At 69.9% G+C, this 25,148-nt stretch carries 20 protein-coding genes; 10 read left to right on the top strand and 10 right to left on the bottom strand.

Features of this window, described 5'->3' with window-relative positions; translation table 11 throughout:
- The first annotated feature begins 175 nt into the window (after positions 1-175).
- From ACFYO0_RS21950 to ACFYO0_RS21940, 3 genes are all read left to right on the top strand, one after another.
- Positions 176-673 carry a copper chaperone PCu(A)C gene (locus tag ACFYO0_RS21950; protein ID WP_388678400.1) on the top strand — a complete coding sequence of 166 codons (498 nt, stop codon included), beginning with the start codon at positions 176-178 and terminating at the stop codon, positions 671-673.
- 324 nt (positions 674-997) lie between these two features.
- A complete protein-coding gene (locus ACFYO0_RS21945) occupies positions 998-2,026 on the top strand; it encodes an ATP-binding cassette domain-containing protein (RefSeq protein WP_388678397.1) in 1,029 nt (342 codons plus the stop codon).
- Positions 2,023-2,847 carry an ABC transporter permease gene (locus tag ACFYO0_RS21940; protein ID WP_388678394.1) on the top strand — a complete coding sequence of 275 codons (825 nt, stop codon included), beginning with the start codon at positions 2,023-2,025 and terminating at the stop codon, positions 2,845-2,847. The genes ACFYO0_RS21945 and ACFYO0_RS21940 overlap by 4 nt, the downstream gene beginning before the upstream one ends.
- A gap of 32 nt (positions 2,848-2,879) precedes the next feature.
- Here the strand turns inward: ACFYO0_RS21940 and ACFYO0_RS21935 are convergent, their stop codons facing one another.
- On the bottom strand, positions 2,880-6,185 hold the full coding sequence (locus tag ACFYO0_RS21935) for a BTAD domain-containing putative transcriptional regulator (RefSeq protein WP_388678391.1): 3,306 nt from the start codon (positions 6,183-6,185) through the stop codon (positions 2,880-2,882).
- Between the two features lie 162 nt (positions 6,186-6,347).
- On the opposite strand from ACFYO0_RS21935, the gene ACFYO0_RS21930 reads away from it, so the two are divergent.
- Positions 6,348-7,148, top strand: a complete 801-nt coding sequence (locus ACFYO0_RS21930) for a site-2 protease family protein (protein ID WP_388678388.1) — start codon at positions 6,348-6,350, stop codon at positions 7,146-7,148.
- Positions 7,149-7,151: 3 nt separating this feature from the next.
- Here ACFYO0_RS21930 and ACFYO0_RS21925 read toward each other — a convergent pair whose 3' ends face one another.
- The 4 genes from ACFYO0_RS21925 to panB all read right to left on the bottom strand — a co-directional run bounded on the left by ACFYO0_RS21925 (position 7,152) and on the right by panB (position 10,574).
- Entirely contained in the window at positions 7,152-7,361 is a 210-nt protein-coding gene (locus ACFYO0_RS21925) for a hypothetical protein (protein WP_388678386.1), read from the bottom strand.
- A gap of 58 nt (positions 7,362-7,419) precedes the next feature.
- Positions 7,420-8,136: an NADPH-dependent F420 reductase gene (gene npdG / locus ACFYO0_RS21920; RefSeq protein WP_388678383.1), complete on the bottom strand. Its 717-nt coding sequence runs from the start codon at positions 8,134-8,136 to the stop codon at positions 7,420-7,422.
- 45 nt (positions 8,137-8,181) lie between these two features.
- Positions 8,182-9,279: an exo-alpha-sialidase gene (locus ACFYO0_RS21915; RefSeq protein ID WP_388678380.1), complete on the bottom strand. Its 1,098-nt coding sequence runs from the start codon at positions 9,277-9,279 to the stop codon at positions 8,182-8,184.
- Between the two features lie 416 nt (positions 9,280-9,695).
- Positions 9,696-10,574, bottom strand: coding sequence for a 3-methyl-2-oxobutanoate hydroxymethyltransferase (gene panB / locus ACFYO0_RS21910; RefSeq protein WP_388678378.1), 879 nt, complete (start codon positions 10,572-10,574; stop codon positions 9,696-9,698).
- Between the two features lie 209 nt (positions 10,575-10,783).
- Here panB and ACFYO0_RS21905 point away from each other — a divergent pair, with 209 nt between their 5' ends.
- The 4 genes from ACFYO0_RS21905 to ACFYO0_RS21890 all read left to right on the top strand — a co-directional run bounded on the left by ACFYO0_RS21905 (position 10,784) and on the right by ACFYO0_RS21890 (position 15,684).
- On the top strand, positions 10,784-12,376 hold the full coding sequence (locus ACFYO0_RS21905; protein ID WP_388678374.1) for an MFS transporter: 1,593 nt from the start codon (positions 10,784-10,786) through the stop codon (positions 12,374-12,376).
- A 42-nt stretch (positions 12,377-12,418) separates the two neighbouring features.
- The gene (locus ACFYO0_RS21900; protein WP_388678371.1) at positions 12,419-13,039 is read left to right on the top strand and encodes a TetR/AcrR family transcriptional regulator; all 621 of its coding nucleotides are present in this window, start codon (positions 12,419-12,421) and stop codon (positions 13,037-13,039) included.
- 294 nt (positions 13,040-13,333) lie between these two features.
- Positions 13,334-14,371, top strand: coding sequence for an endonuclease/exonuclease/phosphatase family protein (locus ACFYO0_RS21895; RefSeq protein ID WP_388678368.1), 1,038 nt, complete (start codon positions 13,334-13,336; stop codon positions 14,369-14,371).
- Between the two features lie 89 nt (positions 14,372-14,460).
- On the top strand, positions 14,461-15,684 hold the full coding sequence (locus ACFYO0_RS21890) for an MFS transporter (RefSeq protein WP_388678365.1): 1,224 nt from the start codon (positions 14,461-14,463) through the stop codon (positions 15,682-15,684).
- Positions 15,685-15,773: 89 nt separating this feature from the next.
- Here the strand turns inward: ACFYO0_RS21890 and ACFYO0_RS21885 are convergent, their stop codons facing one another.
- From ACFYO0_RS21885 to ACFYO0_RS21875, 3 genes are all read right to left on the bottom strand, one after another.
- Positions 15,774-17,528: an NAD+ synthase gene (locus ACFYO0_RS21885; protein ID WP_388678362.1), complete on the bottom strand. Its 1,755-nt coding sequence runs from the start codon at positions 17,526-17,528 to the stop codon at positions 15,774-15,776.
- A gap of 176 nt (positions 17,529-17,704) precedes the next feature.
- The gene (locus ACFYO0_RS21880; RefSeq protein ID WP_388678590.1) at positions 17,705-18,325 is read right to left on the bottom strand and encodes a DUF305 domain-containing protein; all 621 of its coding nucleotides are present in this window, start codon (positions 18,323-18,325) and stop codon (positions 17,705-17,707) included.
- 46 nt (positions 18,326-18,371) lie between these two features.
- Positions 18,372-19,034, bottom strand: coding sequence for a DUF3105 domain-containing protein (locus tag ACFYO0_RS21875; RefSeq protein ID WP_388678359.1), 663 nt, complete (start codon positions 19,032-19,034; stop codon positions 18,372-18,374).
- Between the two features lie 317 nt (positions 19,035-19,351).
- Between ACFYO0_RS21875 and glnA the strand changes: the two genes are divergently transcribed.
- On the top strand, positions 19,352-20,713 hold the full coding sequence (glnA, locus tag ACFYO0_RS21870) for a type I glutamate--ammonia ligase (RefSeq protein WP_344396146.1): 1,362 nt from the start codon (positions 19,352-19,354) through the stop codon (positions 20,711-20,713).
- Positions 20,714-20,781: 68 nt separating this feature from the next.
- Here the strand turns inward: glnA and ACFYO0_RS21865 are convergent, their stop codons facing one another.
- Entirely contained in the window at positions 20,782-21,231 is a 450-nt protein-coding gene (locus ACFYO0_RS21865; RefSeq protein WP_388678588.1) for a VOC family protein, read from the bottom strand.
- A gap of 34 nt (positions 21,232-21,265) precedes the next feature.
- Positions 21,266-21,778, bottom strand: coding sequence for a pyridoxamine 5'-phosphate oxidase family protein (locus ACFYO0_RS21860; protein WP_388678355.1), 513 nt, complete (start codon positions 21,776-21,778; stop codon positions 21,266-21,268).
- A 168-nt stretch (positions 21,779-21,946) separates the two neighbouring features.
- Between ACFYO0_RS21860 and ACFYO0_RS21855 the strand changes: the two genes are divergently transcribed.
- Complete coding sequence (locus ACFYO0_RS21855; RefSeq protein WP_388678352.1) at positions 21,947-24,949, top strand: bifunctional [glutamine synthetase] adenylyltransferase/[glutamine synthetase]-adenylyl-L-tyrosine phosphorylase; 3,003 nt, start codon at positions 21,947-21,949, stop codon at positions 24,947-24,949.
- Positions 24,950-25,148 lie beyond the last annotated feature (199 nt).

Below are 25,148 nucleotides of genomic sequence, written 5' to 3'. Positions count from 1 at the left end.
ACCCGCTCCGGCGGACGGGCCTCGCCCCGGCCGAAGTGCCCTGGAGAACCTCACCGGCTGCCGCGTCCTCCGATTGGTCCAAGAACTGAGATGTGGCAGTGGTGGGCGTGGCATGCGTAGCGGCATGAAGCTGAGAACATCAAGGCCGTGGCGCAGGGCAGTCACGTTCATTGTGGTGGGCTGTCTCGCCGCCGTCTGGGGCGCGACGGGGTGCGGCGGTGACGGGGGCGACTACAACCCACCTGGCGCCAACGCTCGTGTCGGGTCGGTCCTGATTCGTTACGCCCATATCGCCGAACCCCCCGACGGTCCGTGGGAGACGGGGGACGACGCGCCCTTCTACGTCTGGCTCTTCAACCAGGGGCAAGAGACCGACAGGCTGCTCGGTGCGGAGACGACCGTCGCACGGTCCGTCGACATCGTGGGAGCCGACGGCGCGGTACGAGGACCGGTCGCACTGCCCACCGACAGACTTGTCGAACTGGAGGAGGGGCGCGCACACCTGCTGCTCAGAGACGTGCGCCAGCAGATCCGGGGCGGGGACTACGTGTGGATCACCCTGCGCTTCGAACACGCCGGCGAGATCGCCTTGCAGGTGCACTCCCAGATCCCCACCTACGTCGATGACGACGCCACCGATGCACCGGGACTGACATCACCCTCACCGGAATGACGTCTGCAACGAAGCGATGGCCACAGCCGCCGGAGCCCCGGCCTCGCTAAGGCCGCAGGGGTGCCGACACCCCTCCGGGGGCGCGCGGAGACATCACTGTCGCGGACAAGGTCGTAGCCAAGATCTTGGGCGCACGCCGACCACCTCTGCCGTGCCCTGCAAGGACGTACGATCGCCGACCGACTCCCCGTGTGCCAGTCGTTGCCACGACGGACCTGCGGTCGGCACCGAGCCCCAACCACCCACGAACCCAACCGCCCAGCCGTCGGCGGTTGTCGGCGGGCTGTCGGCGGTTTGTCAGTGGGCGCTGGCACCGTTTGCGGCATGACACGAATCGACAACGACCCCGACACCCGCGCACGGAGCGCGGTCACCGTCAGGGGACTGGTCAAGCACTACGGCGAGACCAAGGCACTGGACGGCGTTGACCTGGACGTACGCGAGGGCTCAGTGATGGGCGTGCTCGGGCCGAACGGAGCGGGCAAGACCACCCTCGTACGGATCCTGTCCACTCTGATCCAGGCCGACGCCGGCCAGGCGACCGTCGCCGGCTACGACGTCGTACGACAGCCCCGCCAGCTGCGCCGGGTGATAGGCCTCACCGGCCAGTACGCCTCCGTCGACGAGAAGCTCCCCGGCTGGGAGAACCTCTACATGATCGGCCGCCTGCTCGACCTGCCCCGCAAGGAGGCAAGGGCCCGTGCGGACGAGCTGCTGGAGCGCTTCTCGCTCACCGAGGCGGCGAAGCGCCCGGTGAACACGTACTCCGGAGGGATGCGGCGCCGCCTGGACCTGGCCGCGTCGATGACGGGGCAGCCGACGGTGCTGTTTCTCGACGAACCGACCACCGGCCTCGACCCCCGCACCCGTAACGAGGTGTGGACGGAGGTCAAGCGCATGGTCGGCGAGGGCGTGACCGTACTGCTCACCACCCAGTACATGGAGGAAGCCGAGCAGCTCGCCTCCGAGCTGACCGTCGTGGACCGCGGCAAGGTCATCGCGAACGGCGCCATCGACGAGCTGAAGTCGAAGGTCGGCGGCCGGTCCCTGCGCATCCGCCCGGCCGACCCGATCGAGCTGCGCCCGCTCGCCGGCGCGCTCGACGACCTGGGCATCACCGGGCTCGCCACAACGACGGTGGACAGCGCGAACGGCACCCTCCTCGTGCCGATTCTCAGCGACGAGCAGCTCACCGCCGTGGTCGGCGCGGTCACCGCACGCGGTATCACGATCGCCTCGATCACCACCGAACTGCCCAGCCTGGACGAGGTGTTCCTGTCCCTCACCGGCCACCGCGCGAGCGCCCCGCAGGACGCCGTGCCCACCGACGCCCGCGAAGAGGTCACCGTATGACTGCCACCACCATCACCACTGCCGACGCTGTGAAGGGCGATGCGCGGATCAGTCCGCGCGCCCACCTGCGGCACACCGGCGCCCTGATCCGCCGCAACCTGCTGTGGATCCGGCAGGACCCGGAGTCGATGTTCGACGCCATCCTGATGCCGATCGTCTTCACGCTGCTGTTCGTGTACGTCTTCGGTGGCTCGATCGGGCAGGCTCTCGGCGGCGGTCAGGACGACTACGTGCAGTACGTCGTGCCGGGAATGATGGCCATGATGGGCATGAGCATGGCCATGTCGGTCGGGACCGGCTTCAACACCGACTTCAACTCCGGTGTCATGGACCGCTTCAGGTCCCTGCCGATCGGACGTGGCTCGGTGCTCTTCGCCAAGATCGCGGTGGAGCTGCTGCGGATGATGCTCGCCACCACGATCATGCTGATCGTCGGTGTCCTGGTCGGCTTCGACATCACCAACTGGGGCGGGCTGCTCGCGGCCGTGGCGCTGGCCGCACTGTTCGGCTCGGCCCTGATGTGGGTGTTCCTCACCCTCGGCGTGGTGCTGAAGAGCGCGCAGTCCGTGCAAGGACTGGGCTTCCTGGTGCTGATGCCGCTCCAGTTCGGATCGTCGATCTTCGCGCCGACCGACTCGATGCCGGGCTGGCTGCAGTCCTTCACCGACGTCAACCCGCTGTCCTCACTCGCGGACGCCGCGCGTGGGCTGATGGTGGGCGGCCCGGTGACGCAGGACCTGTGGGTGACGGTTGCCTGGTCGGTGGGGCTCACGGCGGTCATGGCTCCGATCGCCATCCACAAGTTCCGTACGAAGAACTGACGTTGACGCACCCGGCCCCGCGCCGGTGCGCGTCAGATCAGGGCGGCGGCCTCTACGGAGGAGAGGCCGCCGCCCTCCGCGTACGCCGCCTCGTACGCCTCGTCGCCGAGCACGGCGCGCGTTCGCTCCACCGCCCGCCGGTGCACCTCACGTTCCTGGGGCGACGCGCAGTGCCTGGGCGGCAGAGCCGCGTCGGCGGCGCCGAGGCAGCGGGCGGCGTCGCGGGCGCGGCTGCCGCCGTCGACGTGGGCGAGGGCGAACGCGGCGGTGTTCAGATACCCGGAGCGCATCTGCGGGGCGATGGCCTCGGACAGGGGGTCCTCGGCGAGTTCCAGCGCGCGCCCGATCGTGTCCAGGGACTCCGCGTGCCGGCCGTCGGCCGCGTCCACCCAGGCCTCGACGCCGAGGATGTACGCGTCGAAGATGATGAAGTAGGCAATCGTGAACTCCTCGCGCAGCAACCGGAGTTGCTCACGTGCCTCGGGGATCCGGTCGGTCATGCTGAGCCAGCCGGCCAGGAACAGCCGGGCGAAGGGCATCGCCTGGTCGGTCGTGCCGCGCCCCTGCTCGATGACCTCGCGCAGGAGGCGCTCTCCCCGCTCGGACTCACCCTCCTGGATCAGCGCGCCGCCGAGCCGGGCGGTGAGCACGGCCATCTGGGCTAGGGCACCGAGGCGTTCGGCACGTTCGATGGCTGCCTCGAAGTCGGCGGCGGCCAAGCCGTACTCGCCCTTGCGCTCATGCGCCTCTGCGCGCGCCGCGAGTGCCTCTGCGATGCCCCACAGATCGTCGAGGCGGCGGTAGATCTCCAGCGACTCGTCGGCGTCGCGGGTGGCGTCGCCCTCCCATTCGGTGCGGTTGGCAAGAAGGTTGGCGCGCATCTGCAGATTGGCGCCCAGATCCCACTCGTATCCGGGCACGCCTCGGCAGGTGTCGACGGCCGCGTTGACGATCGCGCGCACCCGCTCCATGTCACCGGTGAGCATGACGGCGAAGAACCACACCGTGCCGGGGAAACGGCTCACCTGCGGGAGTCCGGGCTCGTACGTCTCGGAGATGACCCGCAGCTTCGTCTGCGCCTCGGGTGTCTGCCAGGCATCCAACTCGGTGTCCGCGCACGCGAGATGGATCAGATGCAGCTGGCGCCGCGCCTCGTCGAGGAAACCGCCGGTCCACGGCGGCGGCGTCTCCGTGCAGCGCTCCCACAGCGGGGCAGCGGGCCGCACCGGCTCCGTGAAGGGGTCGGGGCCGAGGGCCTGGACCTCGCGGCACCAGTTGCGGGCGACGATGCGCAGGTCACGCATCTGCCAGTACCAGGCCATCGACATGACGAGGCACAGCGCCTCCTGCTCCTCGCGTGCGGCGACGGCGTGGTGCAGGGCGACGCGGATGTTCTCGCTCTCGCGCTCGAACCGCTGGATGGCGGCGCGTTGACCGGAGCCGCGCAGCAACGGCTCGGTGGTGCGCGCGAGTTCACGGAAGTACGTCAGATGCGCGCGCTCGGCCTCGGCCCGCCGCCCGGACTCGTCGAGCCGCTCGCCCGCGTACTCGGCGACCGTCTCCAGGAGCCGGTAGCGCATGTCGCCGTCGGGCGAAGGGGCCGCCACGACAAGGGACTTGTCGACGAGCGAGCCGAGCGCTTCGAGCGCTTTCGGCCCGCAGACCACCTCCGCGGCGGCGAGGTCGCAGCCGCCGGCGAAGAGGGACAGCCGCCGCAGCACGTCCCGTTCGTCCGCGTCCAGGAGCTCCCAGGACCAGTCGACGACGGCCCGAAGCGTCTGCTGGCGGGGCAGGACGGTACGGCTGCCGGAGGTGAGGAGGAGGAAACGGTCGTCGAGCCGGTCGGCGATCTGCCGGGGCGTGAGCATCCGCAGCCGGGCGGCGGCGAGTTCGATGGCGAGAGGGAGACCGTCGAGGCGCCGGCAGATCTCCGCGGCGGCCTCCGGATCGTCCTCGATCCGGAACCCGGGCCGGGCGGCGGCGCCCCGGTCGGCGAGCAGCCGCAGCGCGTACGGCTCCGGCAGCGGCTCCACGGGCCGCAGCAACTCCCCCGGTACGCCGAGGGGTTCGCGGCTGGTGGCGAGCACCGTCAGCTCCGGGCAGCGTTCCAGCAGTTCCTCTACGAGCCGGGCGGCGGCGTCGACGACGTGCTCGCAGTTGTCGAGGATCAGCAGCATCCGCCGCTTGCCGCAGTGCTCGGCGAGCCGCTCGACAGGGTCGTCATGTCGCTCGGATCCGGCCCGCATCGCCTCGGCCCCGGCGCCGTACAGCACGGTCTCGCGGGCCCCGACGGCGGTGAGCACGGCCTCCGGCACGGCGTCCTGGTCATCGACGGGCGCGAGTTCGGCCAGCCACACCCCGTCCCGGACGACATCCCGCACGCTCTCGGCGGCCTCCTGCGACAGCCGCGTCTTCCCCGCCCCACCGGGTCCGAGGAGGGTGACGAGCCGGGCGGTCGCGAGGTCGCCACGGATGGCTTCGATGTCGGGCTCACGGCCGACGAAGGAGGTGAGGCGGGCGCGGAGGTTGCCACGGGCACGGAGCTCGGAGGTACGGCCGCCGTCGGCGGCCGGAGCGGCAGGGGCGGATGCGGCCACGGCGGGGCTCTCTCCCGCCCCCAACAACTCCCCGTGCAGTGCCCGCAGTTCCGGTCCCGGGTCCGATCCCAGCCGGTCCGCCAGGAGCTGTCGTACGTCCTCGTAGGCGGCCAGCGCCTGTGCCGTGCGGCCCGCGTCGCGCAGGGCGCGCAGGCGTAGGGCCTGGAGGGGTTCGTCCAGGGGATGGGTGTCGCACAGGGCGGTCAGCTCGGGCAGGGACTGCTCGGCGTGGCCGAGGGCGAGGGCGGCAGTGTGCCGGGCACGGAGGGCGTCGAGCCGCCGGGCCTCCCAGCGGGCCGACTCGGCGGTGCGGTCGGGGAGGTCGGCGAGGGCGGGCTCGCGCCACAGGGCGAGGGCGTCGTCGAGGGCGCCGGCCGCTTTGGCGGGGTTACGGTCGCCCCACGCGCGCGTACCCTCGCCGATGAGCCGCTCGAACCGGTGCAGGTCGATGTCGTCGGCCGAGGCGGCGAGCCGGTACCCGCCCTCCTCCGACACGACGGCATCCGCGCCGAGCACCCGCCTCAACCGCCCGACCAGCGCCTGCAACGCCCCCGTGCCATCGGCGGGCGGATCCCCGTCCCACACCTCGTCGACCAGCAGCCCCGCGGGCACGGTACGGCCACCCCGCAACGCCAGCACGGTCAGAAGAGCACGCAACCGCGCCCCGCCGAGAGGAACGGGGCTGCCGTCGGGGCGAAGTGCCTGGGTGGTACCGAGGATGCGATAGCGCACGGGGTCCATTGTCTCTGGTGGGTTCGGTAGAGGTCACAGGGTTACGGCGGCGAGGCGTAGCACCATGCCCCCACCCTGTACGGAACTCACAGCCGATCGCGAGACGTTTTCCACACACGCCCGGTACGGTCGGGCACGCCCGTTTGTATGAAACTCAGGGAGCCCGACCCCATGACCACCGTCACCAACCGCCACAGCGACCGGCGGATCAGCCCGGTCTTTCTCGGGATCGTGGCCGTCATGGCGGTCACGGGCTGGGCCACCTGGACCGGTTTCGCTGAACAGCCCGGCATCGCCGTGTTCCTGTTCGTGACCGCGGCCTGGGTCGTCTCGCTCTGTCTGCACGAGTACGCACACGCGCGTACGGCCCTGCACAGCGGCGACATCTCGATAGGCGCGAAGGGCTACTTGACCCTCAACCCGCTGAAGTACACGCACGCCCTGCTGAGCATCGTCCTGCCCGTCATCTTCGTGATCATGGGCGGTATCGGTCTGCCCGGAGGTGCGGTCTGGATCGAGCGGAGCCGCATCCAGGGCCGCTGGAAGCACAGCCTGATCTCGGCGGCGGGCCCCCTGACGAACGTGCTGTTCGCGGTGGTCTGCACGGCCCCGTTCTGGCTGGACGCGCTCGACGGCGTGCCGGCCGACTTCCGGTTCGCCCTGGCGTTCCTGGCACTGCTCCAGGTCACGGCCGCGCTGCTGAACTTCCTGCCGGTGCCGGGACTGGACGGCTACGGCGTGCTCGAGCCCTGGCTGTCGTACAAGATCCGCCGTCAGGTGGAGCCGCTCGCGCCCTTCGGGCTGCTCCTCGTGATCGCCATCCTGTGGATCCCGGCGGTGAACGGTGTGTTCTTCGACGTGATCGACGCGCTCCTGCGCGCCCTGGGGATCGACGAGATCAGTACGTACTGCGGTCAGAACCTCTACCGCTTCTGGACGGAGACCGACCAGTTCTGCGGCGTCGGTTCGTGACCGTCAGTTCGTGACGGAGCCGTCCCGCGCCTTGCCGCGCCGCAGGTAGTACCAGGCCATGTTGGAAGCCAGGCCCGCGAGCAGTACCCACACGATGCCCAGCCAGTAGCCCTTGGCGAAGGAGACGACGGCCGCGGCGACGGACAGGACGCAGACGACGAGGGCGTAAAGGGCCAGTCGCCGGGCTGGGCCGGGTGGGAACAAGAGGGCCATCGGACGGACTCCTGTCAGGGGGACACTGCTTTCCTGTGCACCAGTGTCCCCCACGCGCTCATACGTCGGTGACGCGCAGGCCCGCATGGGCCTTGTAGCGGCGGTTCACCGAGATCAGGTTCGCGACCAGTGACTCGACCTGGTGAGCGTTGCGCAGCCGCCCGGAGAAGATGCCGCGCATGCCGGGGATACGGCCGGCCAGCGCCTGCACCATCTCGACGTCCGCCCGGTCCTCGCCGAGCACCATCACATCGGTGTCGATCTCCTCGACCTCCGGGTCCTGGAGCAGTACCGCGGACAGATGGTGGAAGGCGGCGGTGACGCGCGAGCCGGGAAGCAGCGCGGCGGCCTGCTCGGCAGCACTGCCCTCCTCCGGCTTCAGCGCGTACGCACCCTTCTTGTCGAAACCGAGCGGGTTGACGCAGTCGACGACGAGCTTCCCGCTCAACTCCTCCCTGAGCGACTCCAGTGTCTTGCCGTGCCCGTCCCACGGCACCGCCACGATCACGATGTCGCTGCGCCGCGCGCACTCGGCGTTGTCGGCGCCCTCGACGCCGTGCCCGAGTTCGTCCGCGGCGGACTGCGCCCGCTCCGCGGCCCGCGATCCGATGATCACCTTCTGCCCGGCCCGGGCCAGCCGGTAGGCGAGGCCCTTGCCCTGCGGACCGGTGCCGCCGAGCACGCCCACGACCAGCCCTGACACGTCGGGCAGGTCCCAGGGGTCCTTGGCCGGGGCCTTGGCGGCTTGCTGTGCACTGTTGTCGGTAGAGGTCATGGGCCGACTTTACGTCCGTACGTCCGTGGGGAATCCCCCCACCGCTCAGGTGAGGTCCGTCACGGGCACTCTGCGGAAGGTGATCGTCTCGTAGGCGCTGAAGTCGCCCGTCTCGTAGAGGAGGCCGACGGTCGAGGCGTCGAGGCGCACGAGATCGGAGTACGCGGCGGGCAGTCCGTCCACCGTGTGCACGGGCCGCCAGGTGACTCCGGCATCGATGCTGGCGCGGATCGTCATGAGGGCGCGGTGGCCGGGGGCGGCAGGGCCGGAGAAGAGCAGCACGTCGGGGTCACGGAGCTGGAGAACGCTGCCCTCGCAGACCGGGGCGGTCAGGCCCGCTTGCGGCCGGAACGGCTTCACGAGGGTCTCGCCGCCGTCCGTGGAGTAGGCGTCGGCGCGGGTGCCGGGCGCTGTCGCGTCGTTACGGGTGTTGAAGTAGACGCGGCCGTCGGGGAGTTCGGCGGCGGTCGTCTCGTTCACGTTGATGTAGCCGTCGGTGTTGTCGTCGAGGTAGCCGATGCGCCAGGTCTCGCCGCGGTCGTCGCTGAGCAGACAGTGGCCGCCGTTGTACTTTCCCTCGGTGCCGTTGTCCCGGCCGGACGGCGGGAGGGAGTGGTTGGCGGGCACGACCACCCGGCCGCCGGCGAGCTGGACGGCGTGGCCCGGTGTGGTGGCGTACCACCGCCAACTCGCCTGCTTCGTCTGTGCGGTGATGTCGCGTGGCGTCGACCAGGTGACCCCGTCGTCGTCGCTGTGCTGGACCCAGACTCGACGACCGTCGGCGGCGCTCACGTTGCCCCGTCGGATGGCGGCCTCGGTGGCCAGGGCCGCGTTGCGGACGTGGACGAGGAGGAGGCGGCCGGTGTCCAGGACGACCGGGGCGGGGTTACCGGCCAGGTTGTCGCCGTGCTTGGCGGCGACTTCCAAGGGGCCCCAGGTCCGGCCGCCGTCCGTGGACCGCTTCAGCACGATGTCGATGTTGCCGAAGTCGTCGTGGGACCCGACGCGGCCCTCGCACATAGCGAGCAGAGTCCCGGCCGCCGTGGTGACGACGGCCGGGATCCGGAAGCTTGTGTAGCCGTGCTGACCTGCGCGGAAGGGTACGGATGCTTCTGCTGCCGCTTGTGCTGCGCCGACTGCCATCGGGGCCTCCGCGTTGTGGGGTAGTTGGGCCCCTTGCCCGCGGCGGACCAATTCGCGGTGAACGCGGCGTTACGAGTGGGCGGTTGGGTTCGTGGGCGGTATGGGTTCAAAAGCCTGCGCCTCGACGCGCCCGCACCGGCCCACGGCCCCGACCCACCACGAACCCAGGGGCGCGGGGCTGTGACATATGCGGCTCCGCCGCGATGGGGGTCCCCCCCGCTCGAGAGGAGCCGAGAGTGGGGGAGGAGCCGAGAGTGGGGGAGCGACCAGCCACAACGCACCCGCACGCGCCAAACGCACCCAACCCACCACCCCCGTAGGCTCCCTGCTCAACAGCCGGAGGCGAACGGCGGCCCGCCGACGGGGGAAGATCGGCGGGCCGCCTCGGTACCGCAGTGGATCAGTGGATCAGTGGATCAGTGGACGGAGTGTTCCTCCGTCGGGAACGTCCCGCCGACCACGTCCTCGGCGAACGCCTGCGCGGCCTGCGTCATGACCGACCGGAGGTCCGCGTACTGCTTGACGAAGCGCGGCACCTTGCCGGACGTCAGGCCCAGCATGTCCGTCCAGACGAGGACCTGCGCGTCGGTGTCGGGCCCGGCGCCGATGCCGATCGTCGGGATGTGGAGGACACGCGTGACCTCCGCGGCCAACTCGGCCGGCACGAGTTCGAGGACGACGGCGAACGCCCCGGCGTCCTGCACGGCCTTGGCGTCACGGAGGAGCTGCTGGGCGGCCTCCTCGCCGCGGCCCTGGACGCGGTAGCCCATGGTGTTCACGGACTGGGGGGTCAGACCGATGTGCGCCATCACCGGGATCCCGGACTCGACGAGCAACTCGATCTGGCGGTGCGAACGTTCACCGCCCTCCAGCTTGACGGCACCGACCCCGGCCTCCTTCACCAGGCGGGTGGCCGAGCGAAGGGCCTGCACGGGGCCCTCCTGGTACGACCCGAAGGGCAGGTCGCCGACGATCAGGGCCCGCGAGGTGCCCCGTACGACCGCGGCGGAGAGCATGGTCATCTCGTCGAGCGTGACGGGCACGGTCGTCTCGTACCCGAGGTGGCAGTTGCCCGCCGAGTCGCCGACGAGCATGACCGGGATGCCGGCCTCGTCGAAGACGGACGCGGTCATCGCGTCGTACGCGGTGAGCATGGGCCACTTCTCGCCGCGCTCCTTGGCGGCGTTGAGGTCGCGCACAGTGATGCGGCGGGTGCCCTTGCCGCCGTACAGCGTCTTGCTGCTGTCGGGGGATCGTCCCGCGGACTGATTCAGTGCAGCCGAGAACTGCGTCATCGCAACGGCTCCTTCTGTCATCTCGAGGCGCCCTGACGGCGTCCCCGGATCCCCTCCATGGTGGCACCTCGTGCCATCGAACGGCTAGTGGGCCACCCCCGAACACCGTGTGATCGCTGCAACGCGCCGCAACCCGTCCCGCGTAAGTTCTCGGTAAAGGATTTGCGATACGAGACCGTCTCGTATCGTTATTCGCTAAGCTCGACGGCATGACTGCTCCCGCCGCCACCGGCTCCCGTGTACCGGAGGCCGTGCATCGGCGTCGCTGGGTGATCCTCGGTGTGCTGATGCTGAGCCTGCTGATCGTCGTGCTCGACAACTCGATCCTGAACGTCGCGATCAAGACCATCTCGACGCCCGCCCCGATCGGTCTTGGAGCCACCCAGAGCGAGCTCGAGTGGGCCATCAACGCGTACACGCTCGTCTTCGCGGGACTGCTGTTCTCGGCCGGCCTGCTCGGCGACCGGCTCGGCCGCAAGAAGGTGCTGCTCGGCGGGCTCGTCGTCTTCGGCGGCGCCTCGGCGCTCGCCGCCTTCTCCGGCTCACCGGAACAACTCATCGGCTTCCGCGCCCTGATGGGGCTCGGCGCAGCCTTCGTGATGCCCGCCACCCTCGCCGTCCTCATGAACGTCTTCGAGCGCGACGAGCAGCCGAAGGCCATCGGCATCTGGGCGGGTGGCGTCGGACTCGCCATCGCCATCGGGCCCATCACCGGAGGGGTGCTCCTCGATCATTTCTGGTGGGGGTCCGTGTTCCTCATCAACGTGCCGATCGTGATCCTCGCGCTCGGGCTCATGCTGTGGCTGGTTCCCGACTCCCGCGATCCGAAGCCCGGCCGGATCGACCCGGTGGGTGTGCTGCTGTCCGTCATCGGGCTCGTCCTGCTCGTGTACGGCATCATCAAGGGCGGCCAGCTCGCCGACTTCACCGACGCCGAGGTGCTGGCGACCATGGGCGCCGGACTCGCCGTACTCGTCGGATTCGTCTGGTACGAGAAGCGCATCGACCACCCGTCCATCGACGTCACATACTTCAAGAACCGAGTCTTCTCGGCGGCGATCGGCGCCATAGGGCTGGTCTTCTTCGCGCTGATGGGCGTGACGTTCTTCGCGGTCTTCTACACGCAGACCGTGCGCGGCTACTCGCCTTTCCAGACCGGCCTGTTGATGCTGCCGCTGGCCGCGGCGCAGCTCACCTTCGCGCCGCGGGCCCGGCTGGTCGTCGACCGCATCGGCTACCGGGCCACGACCGCCGGCGGCATGCTGCTCATCGCGGCGATGCTGGCCGCGTTCACCATCCTCGACGCCGATACGCCGATCTGGATCCTCGAGGTCATCTTCTTCCTGATGGGCACCGGGATGGCACACGTCATGACGCCCACCAGCGTCGTGATCATGCAGACCATGCCCCGCGAGAAGGCCGGTTCCGCCTCCGCGCTCAGCAACACCTTCCGCCAGGTCGGCGGCGCCCTGGGCATCGCCGTACTCGGCTCGGTCCTCTCCGCGTCGTACCGCTCGGGAATCGAGGACAAGCTCACCCTGCTGCCCGCGGACCTGCGGCACCACGCGGGCGAGTCCATCGAGGCCACCCTCGGCGTCGCCGCGGAGCTCGGACCCCGGGGCGAGGCCCTGGTCACCCCGGCGCACGACGCCTTCCTGCACGCCATGCATCTCACCGCCGTGGGCGGAGCCGGTGTCGCCCTGGTCGGAACCGTGGTCGTGGCGCTGTTCCTGCCGGGCCGGGACCCGGCCCCGAAGGAGCCCGGGGAAGAGGAAACCGAACTGGTGGCTGCCGAGCACTGAGAGAATCGAGCCCGAACAGGGCGGCGAACGAACGGAGTTGGCGTGGACCTCGCGGAGCAGGGGGCCGGACGTGGTGGGGCCGTGAGAGGGCGCCCGCGCAGTGAGAGCGTGGAGCGTTCCATCATCGAGGGTGTGATCGGGCTCCTGGAGGACGGTGTCCCGCTCGCGGAGATCTCCATAGAGCGCGTCGCCCGCACCGCAGGCGTGGGCAAGGCCACCATCTACCGTCGCTGGAGCGGCCGCGAGGAGCTGTTCTGCGACGTCATGCGCACCGCCGAGCAGGCCGACCCGGAGCTGCCCGGCACCTCGATGCGCGACGACCTGATCGCCCTCCTCGAGTCGATACGCAGGCGCGGCCTGGCCAACAGGTCGTCGGCGCTCGTGCACAACGTCTTCGCCCAGATGAAGAGCAGCCCCAAGCTGTGGAGCGCGTACCACGCGAACGTGATCGAGCCACGGCGCCGGCTCACGTACGAGGTGGTGCGCCGCGGGCAGGAGAACGGCGAGATCCGCTCCGACGTCGATGTCGAGCTGGTCGGTGACCTGTTCAGCGGTCCCATGCTCGTACGCACCGCCATGCGCCCCGACGCCGAACTCCCCGACCACCTCGCCGAGGAGATCGTCGACACCGTCCTGGAGGGACTGCGGCCCGCCACGTCGTGAAGGCGCAGGCGTCGTGAAGGCGCCACGTCGTGAAGGCGCCACGTCGTGAAGGTGTCAGGTCGTGAAGGTGCCATGACGTAAAGGCACCAAGTCATGAAGCCCGGCCGACCTCTGAGTGAATGTGAGTGTTTTGTCACAGACCACGGCCGCCGGGTGGACGATCGGAACTGGGCATGCAGGCAGGCACGTCATCGTGCCCGTACTGCCGTCCCCGAGGCGGCCGGAAGGAACGCGATCATCCCCTAGGGTTTTGGGTACGGGGATCGTGTGAGCGGCATGTTGTGAGGCGAGAGTATGGCGCAGGCGTACAAGACGGAGACGGGCAGCGGCGGCCAGGATCCCGATCGCAGAGAGCCCCGGCTTCAGCGCCTGCTCAACTCCGTCCGCAGCGACCGGCGTATCTGGCGGCGCGGCATCGTCCTTGCCGTATGCGCGGTCCTCCTCGCCCTCGTGATGGTGCTGCACTCACAGATCCCGAACGCGGTCGGCAACTTCGGCTCTCTCAATGAGACGTTCCTGCCCTGGCTGGGCGCCTTCATCCCGCTGCTGCTCGGTCTCGCGCTGCTGAGGCGGTCCGCGACCGCACTGATCGCCGTGCTGGTGCCCGCGATCGTCTGGGTCAACCTCTTCGACTCACTGATCTTCGACAAGACCGGTAGTGGCGGTGACCTCACCGTCGCCACCCACAACGTCAACGCGGACAACGCGAACCCGTCCGGCACCGCCCGCGCCGTGGCCGCCTCCGGGGCCGACGTGGTGGCCCTGGAGGAGCTGACGGAGACCGCGGTCCCGGTGTACGAGAAGGCCCTCGCCGCGACGTACAAGTACCACTCCGTGCAGGGCACCGTCGGTCTGTGGAGCAAGTACCCGCTGAGCGACGTCAAGGCCGTCGACATCAAGCTGGGCTGGACGCGAGCCATGCGGGCGACCGTCACCGCACCGGGCGGGCAGCTCGCCGTGTACGTGGCGCACCTGCCCTCCGTACGGGTGAAGATCGAGGCCGGGTTCACCGCGCGGCAGCGCGACAAGAGCGCCGACGCGCTGGGCGAGGCCATCTCCCACGAGAAGCTGCCGAAGGCTGCCCTGCTCGGCGATCTGAACGGCACGATGAACGACCGCTCGCTCAACGCCGTCACCGCGCAGATGCGTTCCACGCAGGGCGCGGCAGGCAGCGGCTTCGGCTTCAGCTGGCCGGCGTCGTTCCCGATGGCGCGGATCGACCAGATTCTGGTGAAGGGCGTCGAGCCGGTCACGTCCTGGACCCTGCCGGAGACGGGCAGTGACCATCTCCCGATCGCCGCCCGAGTGAAGCTTGCGGACACCGGCTCGTAACCCCTGGGAATACTGGGCCTGAGAGGGTTTGTTCCGTACGTGAACATACGATGTACGGAACTTCGCTCTGCAACTCTGAAAGGCCCTCAATGCCCCTGGCACCCCTGCTCTCGCTCGCCGTGGGCGCCTTCGGTCTCGGCACCACCGAATTCGTGATGATGGGCTTGCTGCCCAACGTCGCCGATGACCTGCACATATCCATTCCCACCGCCGGGCACCTCGTCTCGGCGTACGCGCTCGGTGTCGTCGTCGGCGCCCCGCTGCTCGCCGCGGTGACGGCGAAGATGTCGCGCCGCAAGGTGCTGATCGGCCTGATGGCGCTGTTCGTCGTGGGCAACGCGCTCTCGGCGTTCGCGCCCGACCACCACTGGCTGCTTGCCGCCCGGCTGCTGAGCGGTCTGCCCCACGGTGCGTTCTTCGGTGTGGGCGCAGTCGTCGCCACCGGCCTGGTCGCCCCTGAGCGCAAGGCGCGCTCGGTCTCGCTGATGTTCCTGGGCCTGACCGTCGCGAACATCGCGGGGGTTCCCGTGGCGACCCTCATGGGCCAGCACCTCGGCTGGCGTGCCACGTTCCTCGGCGTCAGCGCGATCGGCCTCGCGGCCATCGCCTCGCTGGCCCTGCTTCTGCCGCACGACCATACGCAGGCTCCCGCCGCCGGACTGCGCGGCGAACTTGCCGCCCTGCGCCCGCTCCCCGTCTGGCTCGCTCTGGCGACGACGGTCGCCGGCTTCGGTGCGCTTTTCTCCGCGTTCAGCTACATCACGCCGATGCTGACGGACTCCGCCGGGTACGCGGACTCCCGGGTGACGGTGCTGCTGGCGTTGTTCGGTGTCGGTGCCACGGCCGGCAATCTGCTGGGCGGGCGCCTTGCCGACCACTCCCTGCGAGGCACCCTCTTCGGCGGTCTCACGGCGCTGGCCGCGGTCCTTGCCCTGTTCCCGCTGCTGATGAGCACACAGTGGAGCGCCGCGCTGGCGGTGCTCCTGCTCGGCACGGCCGCCTTCGTCACCGGCTCCCCGCTCCAGCTGATGGTCATGGAGAAGGCCTCCGCGGCCCCCTCCCTCGCCTCCTCCGCCAACCAGGCCGCCTTCAACCTCGCCAACGCGGGTGGCGCCCTTGTGGGCGGGGTCGCCCTGGCGGCGGGCTTCGGCGCGACGTCCCCGGCGCTCGCGGGCGCGGCGCTCGCCGTGCTGGGACTGGGGGTCGCGGCGTTCGCGTACGCGGTGGACCGGCGGCGGGCGGTGCCGACGGCGCACGTCAGCCGTCTGGTCGCGGCGCATGTGCCGCAGCGACGGGAAGCGGCTCGCCGCTGACGGGCTTCGCCTCCGCAGCCCCTACCCGTCCCATCCCGGGGCCGGCCCCGGGATGGGACGGGGGGCGGGCGAAACAAACTCGCCCAGCGCTACGCGTGCTCGCGCCAGCGGTTCGTGATCGGCAGCCGGCGGTCCTTGCCGAAGCCCTTCGCCGAGATCTTGGTGCCCGGCGGGTACTGCCGCCGCTTGTACTCCGCCGTGTCGACCAGGCGGAGTGTCCTCGTGACCAGGTCGCGGTCGAACCCGGCCGCGACGATCGCGTCGGCGCCCGTGTCACGGTCGACGTAGAGCTCCAGGATCGCGTCCAGGACGGGGTAGTCCGGGAGTGAGTCGGTGTCGACCTGGTCCGGGCGCAGTTCGGCGCTCGGCGGCTTGGTGATGGAGTTCTCGGGGATCGGCGGGGTCTGGCCGCGCTCGGCCGCCGCCCGGTTGCGCCACTCGGCGAGCCGGAAGACCGACGTCTTGTACACGTCCTTGATGGGCCCGTACGCGCCCACCGAGTCGCCGTACAGCGTCGAATACCCCACCGCCAGCTCGGACTTGTTGCCCGGCGCCAGCACGATGTGCCCCTCCTGGTTGGAGATCGCCATCAGCATCGTGCCGCGCAGCCGCGACTGAAGGTTCTCCTCGGCGAGACCCGTGAGCCCCAGCGACCCCATGTACGCGTCGAACATCGGCTCGATCGGTACGGTCCGGAAGTTGAGCCCGGTACGCCGCGCCAGCTCGGCCGCGTCCCCCTTGGAGTGGTCCGAGGAGTACTTGGACGGCATCGAGACCCCGTACACGTTCTCCGCCCCGAGCGCGTCGCAGGCTATCGCGGCCACGAGCGCGGAGTCGATGCCACCGGAAAGCCCGATCAGCACCGAACGGAAACCGTTCTTCGCGACGTACGCCCGAAGGCCGACCACGAGCGCCGAGTACACCTCCTCGTCGTCGTCCAGCCGCTCCGCGTATCCACCGGTGAGCTCGGGCTCGTACGCGGGCAGCGGGTCCTCGGAGATGAGGAGGTGCTCGATCCGCATCCCGTCGTCCACGATGCCCGACGGGGGCTCGGCGGCAGCGGCCGGCAGATCGAGGTCGAGTACGACACACCCCTCGGCGAACTGCGGGGCCCGCGCGACGACTTCACCGTCCCGGTCGACCACGATCGAGTCCCCGTCGAAGACCAGCTCGTCCTGCCCGCCCATCATGGCGAGGTACGCGGTCGTGCAGCCGGCCTCCTGCGCCCGCTTGCGCACCAGCTCGAGACGAGTGTCGTCCTTGTCGCGCTCGTACGGGGAGGCGTTGACGGAGAGCAGCAGACCGGCCCCGGCGGTCCGGGTGGCCGGCACCCGCCCGCCGTCCTGCCAGAGGTCCTCGCAGATGGCGAGGGCCACGTCGACGCCGTGGACCCGAACGATCGGGAGGGTGTCGCCGGGGACGAAGTAGCGGAACTCGTCGAAGACGCCGTAGTTCGGCAGGTGGTGCTTGGCGAAGGTGAGCGCAACCTCGCCGCCGTGCAGCACGGCGCCGGCGTTCCGCGGCGCTCCGGCCGGCTGGCCGAACTTCGGCTGGGCGGCCTCGGACCGGTCGAGATAGCCGACGATCACCGGCAGCCCGCCGAACCCCTCGTCGGCGAGGCGCGCGGCGAGGTTCCGCAGGGCCGCGCGGGAGGCCTCGACGAAGGACGGCCGCAGGGCCAGGTCCTCGACGGGATACCCGGTCAGCACCATCTCCGGGAACGCCACCAGATGCGCTCCCTGCTCGGCGGAGTGCCGGGTCCAGCGGACGATCGACTCGGCGTTTCCGGCGAGATCGCCGACGGTCGAGTCGATCTGGTTCAGGGCGAGGCGTAGTTGAGGCACGCGGCCAGTGTAATCGTCAGACCGACGCGATGGGGTGTGGGGAGCCCCACGTAAGCGCTCTGCCGGGGTGCTGTTCGATGCTGCGGGTTCATTGCGGCTGGTCGCGCCCCGCGGCGCAGCCGCAAACGTCACAGCCGCACGCCCCCGAAGGGGCGCGGTACCGCACCGGACTTCGCCTACTCGGGAGGCTTCGCCCCCCGCTTCTTCAACAGGTCCGTCATCAGCTTCATCTCCGACTCCTGGGCCTCGACCATGCCCCGCGCGAGATCGCGCTCCACCCCGGCCTCGCATCGCTCCACGCAGCCCTCGGCCATGTGCACGCCGCCCATGTGATGGGCGTACATCAGCTGGAGGAAGCGGATCTCGGCGGCCTTGCCGCTCGCCTTCTCGAGCGACTTCAGCTCGGTGTCGGTCGCCATCCCGGGCATCAGCGCGCCGTCCTCGCCGGACGGCATGTCGCCCATGCCCATCCACGTCATCGGCGGGTCCGCGGACACCTTCGGCAGCTGCCAAAGGTCCAGCCAGCCGATCAGCATGCCGCGCTGGTTGGCCTGCGTCTGCGCGATGTCGTACGCGAGACGGCGTACCTCTTCGTCCTCGGTGCGGTCCCGCACGATGTACGACATCTCGACGGCCTGCTGGTGGTGGACCGCCATGTCGCGAGCGAAGCCCGCGTCCGCGGAGTCGGCCGCCGGGACCCGCACGCCCGAGTCGCCGTCCGCGATCGCGTACGTGATCCCGCCGGCCGCCACGAGGACGGCCGCGGCGGCCCCGGCGATCCAGCCGACGTGCTTCATCGTTGCCACGGCTTTCTACTTGCCTTCGTTTCTTGCGTACGGGCTGCTACTTGTCGAGGCCGCCGGTGCAGGCGGCGCCCTTCTCCGGCGTCTGCTCGCCCTGTACGTACGTCTCGAAGAATTTGTTCACATTCGGGTCGCTCGCGCTCGTCACCGTGCGCTGCTTGCCCCAGGCGGAGAGCATGATCGGGTCCTTCTGGTCGTCGACCGGGCTCATCAGCGAGTACGGGGTCTTCTCGACCTTGTCCGCGAGCGCCTTCACGTCCGCGTCCGAGGCCTTGCTGTTGTACGTCACCCAGACCGCGCCGTGCTCCAGGGAGTGTACGGCGTTCGTCTTGTTGATCTCCTTGGTGTAGACGTCGCCGTCGCAGTTCATCCACACCTGGTTGTGGTCGCCGCCCACCGGGGGGTTCATCGGGTAGTCGACGTCACCGCTGACGTGGGTCTGGGACAGCTTCGTGTTCCAGGTCCTGACACCGTCCTCGCCCGCGACGAACTTCCCCTTCTGGCTGTTCGACGAGCTGCTGCTGCTGTCGTCGGACTGCGTGCTGATGAGGTAGGCACCGCCGGCCACGAGGCCGCCGACTATGACCACGCTCGCGGTGATCGTGAGGATCCGGTTGCGGCGCTCGCGGGCCTGCTCGGCGCGGCGCATCTCCTCTATGCGTGCCTTGCGCGACGCGGACGCTTTGTTCTTCGCGGAACCCATGGTGAGTCCTTCGGGGCCTTGAGGGAGAGACGGTCGGGTGAGGTTGATCGTAGTCCGGCCGGAAGCGCCGTACATAAGGCACCTGGTTGTCGGCGGCACATTTCCCGCCCCGGCATTACAGGGGCCGGGGTGAGCAGGCACTATGGGCAGCAGGGCAGGACACCTGCCGTACGTGAGGCGTTCAGACCGAGGTCGGCCGCCCGATCAAGGTCCGCAACGCGCACGAAATGGTGTTGTGGTGGGATGCTCATGTGCCCGACCGCCTCCCTGGCGCGGGAGCAGGCGGCCTGACCAGCAAGGATGGGTGGAAGCGGAAGATGGACAAGCAGCAGGAGTTCGTACTCCGGACGCTGGAGGAGCGCGACATCCGGTTCGTACGGCTGTGGTTCACGGACGTACTGGGCTTCCTCAAGTCCGTGGCCGTGGCCCCGGCCGAGCTGGAGCAGGCCTTCGACGAGGGCATCGGCTTCGACGGCTCCGCGATCGAGGGCTTCGCCCGGGTCTACGAGTCCGACATGATCGCCAAGCCGGACCCGTCGACCTTCCAGGTCCTGCCGTGGCGAGCGGAGGCCCCCGGTACGGCCCGTATGTTCTGCGACATCCTCATGCCGGACGGCTCTCCGTCCTTCGCGGACCCGCGGTACGTACTGAAGCGCGCCCTCGCCAAGACCTCCGACCTGGGCTTCACCTTCTACACCCACCCCGAGATCGAGTTCTTCCTGCTGAAGGACCGCCCGCTGGACGGCTCGCGCCCGACGCCCGCCGACAACTCCGGCTACTTCGACCACACCCCGCAGAACGTGGGCATGGACTTCCGCCGCCAGGCGATCACGATGCTGGAGTCGATGGGCATCTCGGTCGAGTTCTCGCACCACGAGGGCGCGCCGGGCCAGCAGGAGATCGACCTGAGGTACGCGGACGCGCTGTCCACGGCCGACAACATCATGACGTTCCGCCTGGTCATGAAGCAGGTGGCGCTGGAGCAGGGCGTCCAGGCGACCTTCATGCCGAAGCCGTTCTCCGAGCACCCGGGCAGCGGCATGCACACGCACCTCTCGCTCTTCGAGGGCGACCGGAACGCGTTCTACGAGTCGGGCTCGGAGTACCAGCTCTCCAAGGTGGGCCGCTCCTTCATCGCGGGCCTGCTGAAGCACGCGGCGGAGATCGCGGCGGTGACGAACCAGTGGGTCAACTCGTACAAGCGCATCTGGGGCGGCGCCGCGCGCACCGCCGGCGCGGGCGGTGAGGCCCCCTCGTACATCTGCTGGGGCCACAACAACCGCTCGGCCCTGGTCCGCGTCCCGATGTACAAGCCCGGCAAGACCGGTTCCGCGCGGGTCGAGGTCCGCTCCCTGGACTCCGGCGCGAACCCGTACCTGGCCTACGCGGCCCTGCTGGCCGCCGGCCTCAAGGGCATCGAGGAGGGCTACGAGCTCCCGCCGGGCGCCGAGGACGACGTCTGGGCCCTCACGGACGCCGAACGCCGCGCCATGGGCATCGAACCCCTCCCGCAGAACCTCGGCGAGGCCCTCTCCCTGATGGAACGCAGCGACCTGGTCGCCGAGACCCTGGGCGAGCACGTCTTCGACTTCTTCCTGCGCAACAAGCGCCAGGAGTGGGAGGAGTACCGCAGCGAGGTCACGGCCTTCGAGCTGCGGAAGAACCTGCCGGTTCTGTAGGCGCTGCACGCGTTGTAGGCGGAGACGGTCGGGGGCGCCGAGTCGGCGCCCCTCCCCGTACCTGCTGCTCAGCCCTCCCGCTGCCGCCTCTGCTCGGCCAGCAGCTCGTGCAAGGGCTCTGTGGCCCGGCGGCGGTACTCCTGGATGGCCCAGCCGTTGCCGTCCGGGTCCTTGAAGTACATGAAGGTGGCGCCGTCGTCCGGCGAGTACTGCACCGGCTCGGAGACCTCCAGGCCGCGCTCGGTCAGTTCGGCGTGGGCCGCCTTGATGTCCGTGACGCACAGCTGAAGCCCTTGGTACGAGCCGGGTGCCGGCGTCGGTCCGTCCATTGTGTCCCAGACGGTGTCGCCGAGGGCGATCGAGCAGCCGGAGCCCGGAGGCGTCAGCTGGACGATGCGCATGCCGGGCATGACCTCCTGGTCGATGTCGACGTGGAAGCCGAGCTTGTCCCGGTAGAAGTCCCGGGACCGGTCCAGGTCGCTGACCGGCAGCGGGATCACTTCGAGGGTGTACTCAATCACTGGTGTCCTCCAGTTCGCCCCGACGAAAGAGTCACTCGAACCGCCAGCGGGTCTGACTGAACGGCTCTCCCTTACCGAAGCCGAAAACGACCCGTGGCGCCACCGAAAAGACGAAGGCGTCGCCCGGGCCGTGGTGGAAACGGCCGTTCCGCACCTCGAAGTGCCAGAAGCTGCCGTACTTGCGCTCCCAGGCGTCGGCCAGTTCGCGCAGCCGGCCGTCGTCGCCGACCCGGAGCGCCTCGCCCTCCACCACCAGGTCGTAACCCTTGTTCCAGGTGTTGGTACCGGTGGTCAGGACGACGTTCGGATTCCGCTCCAGGTTCCTCGCCTTGCGCTCCTCGGGCCCGGTGCAGAAGTGCAGCGCGCCGTCCGCCCACACCGCGGGCAGCGGTGTGACATGCGGCCGCCCGTCGGGCCGTACCGTCGAGATCCAGAACAGCTCCGCCTCGGAGAGCATCGCCGCGGTCTCGGACCAGGACGGTGCGGTGGCGCCTTCGCTGCTGTAGCGGGGGTCGAGTTCAGCTCGTGGTTCCAGTGATGCCATGCGGTTTCGCCTCGTCGTTCTCCGAGTCTTCTGTTCCGTGATTTCTCCTCAACGGAACAGACTCCGCCGCCCGCCCGAACTCATCGCCCGCACTCCCGTCCGGGCGCTTCCCGCAGGCACTCCGGTTAGGCTCATGGCCGTACGACCTTGATCCGAGGGGAGGCCGGGATGGCGACGCCGGGGCGCAGGAGCAGTACCTTCTCGCGGCTGCTGCGGCACGGTTTCACCGATCCGTCGGCCGCCGAGCGGCTTCTGGAGAGCGGCGAGCTGGCGCCGATAAGGAACGACCCGGTGCTGCTCGACGCACTCGGGGAGGCTGCCGATCCGGACCTGGCGCTGCTCGGGCTCGTACGGCTCGTCGAGGCCCAGAAGGATCACGCGGGACAGCGCGAGCTGCTGGACACGCTGATCTCGGCGAAGCCGCTGCGTGACCGGCTCCTCGGAGTGCTCGGCGCCTCCGCCGCGCTCGGTGACCATCTTGCCCGGCACCCGCTCGACTGGCAGGCGCTCGTGATGTACGAGCCGCAGGACCTGCACCCGGGGATCGCGGAGTTCGAACGCGGCCTCGCCGAAGCCGCCGACCCGGTGTCCCTGCGCGTCGCCTACCGCCGCTGCCTGCTGTCCATCGCCGCACGCGACGTATGCGGAACCACCGATCTCGCCGAGACCGCCGCCGAACTCGCGGACCTCGCGACCGCCACGCTGCGCGCCGCGCTGGCCATCGCCCGGGCCGCCGCCCCCGAGGACGCCGCCATGTGCCGCCTCGCGGTCATCGCGATGGGCAAGTGCGGGGGCCAGGAGCTGAACTACGTCTCCGACGTCGACGTCATCTTCGTCGCGGAGGCCGTGAACGGAGCCGACGAGGGCAAGGCCCTGCGCGCCGCGACCCGGCTCGCCTCCCACCTGATGCGGATCTGCTCCGAGACCACCGTCGAGGGCTCCATCTGGCCCGTCGACGCCAATCTGCGGCCGGAGGGCAGAAACGGCCCGCTGGTCCGTACGCTCTCCAGCCACCTCGCCTACTACCAGCGCTGGGCCAAGACCTGGGAGTTCCAGGCCCTGCTCAAGGCCCGGCCGGTCGCCGGGGACATCGAACTCGGCGAGGAGTACATCGCCACGCTCGCCCCCCTCGTCTGGCAGGCCGCCGAACGCGAGAACTTCGTCCCCGACGTCCAGAAGATGCGCCGCCGCGTCGTCGAGAACATCCCCGTCGCCGAGATCGAGCGCGAGTTGAAACTCGGTCCCGGCGGACTGCGGGATGTCGAATTCGCCGTACAGCTCCTGCAGTTGGTGCACGGCCGGGCCGATACGTCGCTACGGAGCCGGACCACCCTGGAGGCCCTGAAGGCACTGGCCGCGGGCGGCTACGTGGGGCGCTCCGACGCCGTGCAGCTGGACGAGGCGTACCGGTTCCTGCGCTCGATGGAGCACCGTATCCAGCTCTACCGGCTGCGGCGTACGCATCTCGTGCCGGAGAGCGACGCCGATCTGCGCCGTATCGGCCGCTCGCTCGGCCTGCGCACCGACCCCGTCACCGAGCTGAACCGTCAGTGGCGGCGGCACACCTCCGTCGTACGACGCCTGCACGAGAAGCTCTTCTACCGGCCGCTGCTCGACGCCGTGGCCCAACTCGCGCCCGGCGAGGCCCGGTTGAGCGCGGACGCGGCCCGCGAGCGGCTGGTCGCCCTCGGCTACGCGGACCCGGCGTCCGCGCTGCGCCACCTGGAGGCGCTGGCGTCCGGCGTCACCCGCAAGGCGGCGATCCAGCGGACGCTGCTGCCCGTGCTGCTTGGCTGGTTCGCGGACTCCGCCGACCCCGACGCGGGACTCCTCAACTTCCGCAAGGTGTCGGACGCCCTCGGCAAGACCCCCTGGTACCTACGGCTGCTCCGGGACGAGGGAGCCGCCGCCGAGAACCTGGCCCGGGTCCTGTCCGCCGGGCGGCTGGCCCCCGACCTGCTGATGCGGGCCCCGGAGGCGGTGGCGCTCCTCGGCGACGGCAATGGCGACGGGGGCGGCCTCGGCCCCCGCGACCGTGCCCACCTGGAGCAGGAGATCCTCTCCGCCGTGGGGCGCGCCGACGGGGGAGAGGCCGCGGTCACCGCCGCGCGGGGGGTACGGCGACGCGAGCTGTTCCGTACGGCCGCCGCCGACATCGTCCGCTCGTACGGCACGGAGGAGTCGCCCGCCGCCGCCGATCAGGGCGCGCTCGTCGACATGGTCGGCGGCGCGGTGTCCGACCTGACGGCCGCGACGCTCGCCGGGACACTGCGTGCCGTCGTACGGCAGGGCTGGGGGGACACGCTGCCGACCCGCTTCGCGGTGATCGGGATGGGGCGGTTCGGCGGGCACGAGCTGGGTTACGGCTCTGACGCGGACGTGTTGTTCGTACACGAACCACGCGAGGGCGTACCCGAGCAGGAGGCCTCGCAGACCGCCCACGCCGTGGTCGCGGAAATGCGGCGGCTGTTGCAGATCCCGAGCTCCGACCCGCCGTTGCTGATCGACGCCGATCTGCGGCCGGAGGGGAAGTCGGGGCCGCTGGTGCGGACGCTGAACTCCTACGAGGCGTACTACCGGCGCTGGTCCCTGGTATGGGAGTCCCAGGCCCTGCTGCGAGCCGAACCCGTCGCCGGGGACGCGGACCTGGGGCAGCGGTTCATCGAACTGATCGACCCCATGCGGTATCCCGCGGAAGGACTGGGCGACGACGCCGTACGCGAGATCCGGCGCCTGAAGGCCCGTATGGAATCCGAGCGCCTGCCCCGCGCCGCCGATCCCACCCTCCACACCAAACTCGGGCGCGGCGGATTGTCGGACGTGGAGTGGACGGTGCAGCTTCTCCAGCTCCAGCACGGCTGGGCAGAGCCCGGCCTGCGCACGACGCGTACGCGCGAGGCCCTTGCCGCCGCATGCGCCGCCGGACTGATCTCCGCGGAGGACGCGTCGATACTGGACGAGGCGTGGGTGCTGGCCACTCGGGTGCGGAACGCGGTGATGCTGGTGCGGGGGCGGGCCGGCGACACGTTCCCGTCGGGCGGGCGCGAGCTGGCGGCGGTGGGCCGGTATCTGGGCTTCGGCCCAGGGCATGTGGGCGACATGCTGGACGCGTACCGGCGTACGACGCGGCGGGCTCGGGGTGTGGTGGAGGAGCTGTTCTACGGGGGGTAGCGTCCCGTAGTCCTGCTCGCCCCTGTCCGTCAGCAAGCCAGCCACAACAGCACCTTCCCCTCCCGGAAGCCGAAGTAGGGGCCGAGTCGCTCGGTATGGTCGCGCACGGTGATCCGCACCAGCTCGTCATGCCAGAAGCGCAGCTCGGCCCGGTCACGGCGGTGGACATACTCGTACGTATACGAACTCTCCGAGTCCC

The organism is Streptomyces sp. NPDC006365 (assembly GCF_042870755.1).
GTDB lineage: Bacteria > Actinomycetota > Actinomycetes > Streptomycetales > Streptomycetaceae > Streptomyces > Streptomyces xiangluensis.
Note: the sequence above shows the minus strand (reverse complement) of the source record. Positions and strands in the feature narration are given on the sequence as shown.

What these genes read in the sequence shown, in the direction of transcription:
- ACFYO0_RS21935 (WP_388678391.1), bottom strand. Translation starts at nt 6,185, where the DNA reads ATGGACCCCGTGCGCTATCGCATCCTCGGTACCACCCAGGCACTTCGC.
- ACFYO0_RS21860 (WP_388678355.1), bottom strand. Translation starts at nt 21,778, where the DNA reads ATGGCATCACTGGAACCACGAGCTGAACTCGACCCCCGCTACAGCAGC.
- glnA (WP_344396146.1), top strand. Translation starts at nt 19,352, where the DNA reads ATGGACAAGCAGCAGGAGTTCGTACTCCGGACGCTGGAGGAGCGCGAC.
- ACFYO0_RS21925 (WP_388678386.1), bottom strand. Translation starts at nt 7,361, where the DNA reads ATGGCCCTCTTGTTCCCACCCGGCCCAGCCCGGCGACTGGCCCTTTAC.
- ACFYO0_RS21940 (WP_388678394.1), top strand. Translation starts at nt 2,023, where the DNA reads ATGACTGCCACCACCATCACCACTGCCGACGCTGTGAAGGGCGATGCG.
- ACFYO0_RS21915 (WP_388678380.1), bottom strand. Translation starts at nt 9,279, where the DNA reads ATGGCAGTCGGCGCAGCACAAGCGGCAGCAGAAGCATCCGTACCCTTC.
- ACFYO0_RS21930 (WP_388678388.1), top strand. Translation starts at nt 6,348, where the DNA reads ATGACCACCGTCACCAACCGCCACAGCGACCGGCGGATCAGCCCGGTC.
- ACFYO0_RS21855 (WP_388678352.1), top strand. Translation starts at nt 21,947, where the DNA reads ATGGCGACGCCGGGGCGCAGGAGCAGTACCTTCTCGCGGCTGCTGCGG.
- ACFYO0_RS21895 (WP_388678368.1), top strand. Translation starts at nt 13,334, where the DNA reads ATGGCGCAGGCGTACAAGACGGAGACGGGCAGCGGCGGCCAGGATCCC.
- npdG (WP_388678383.1), bottom strand. Translation starts at nt 8,136, where the DNA reads ATGACCTCTACCGACAACAGTGCACAGCAAGCCGCCAAGGCCCCGGCC.
- ACFYO0_RS21945 (WP_388678397.1), top strand. Translation starts at nt 998, where the DNA reads ATGACACGAATCGACAACGACCCCGACACCCGCGCACGGAGCGCGGTC.
- ACFYO0_RS21905 (WP_388678374.1), top strand. Translation starts at nt 10,784, where the DNA reads ATGACTGCTCCCGCCGCCACCGGCTCCCGTGTACCGGAGGCCGTGCAT.
- ACFYO0_RS21880 (WP_388678590.1), bottom strand. Translation starts at nt 18,325, where the DNA reads ATGAAGCACGTCGGCTGGATCGCCGGGGCCGCCGCGGCCGTCCTCGTG.
- panB (WP_388678378.1), bottom strand. Translation starts at nt 10,574, where the DNA reads ATGACGCAGTTCTCGGCTGCACTGAATCAGTCCGCGGGACGATCCCCC.
- ACFYO0_RS21875 (WP_388678359.1), bottom strand. Translation starts at nt 19,034, where the DNA reads ATGGGTTCCGCGAAGAACAAAGCGTCCGCGTCGCGCAAGGCACGCATA.
- ACFYO0_RS21890 (WP_388678365.1), top strand. Translation starts at nt 14,461, where the DNA reads ATGCCCCTGGCACCCCTGCTCTCGCTCGCCGTGGGCGCCTTCGGTCTC.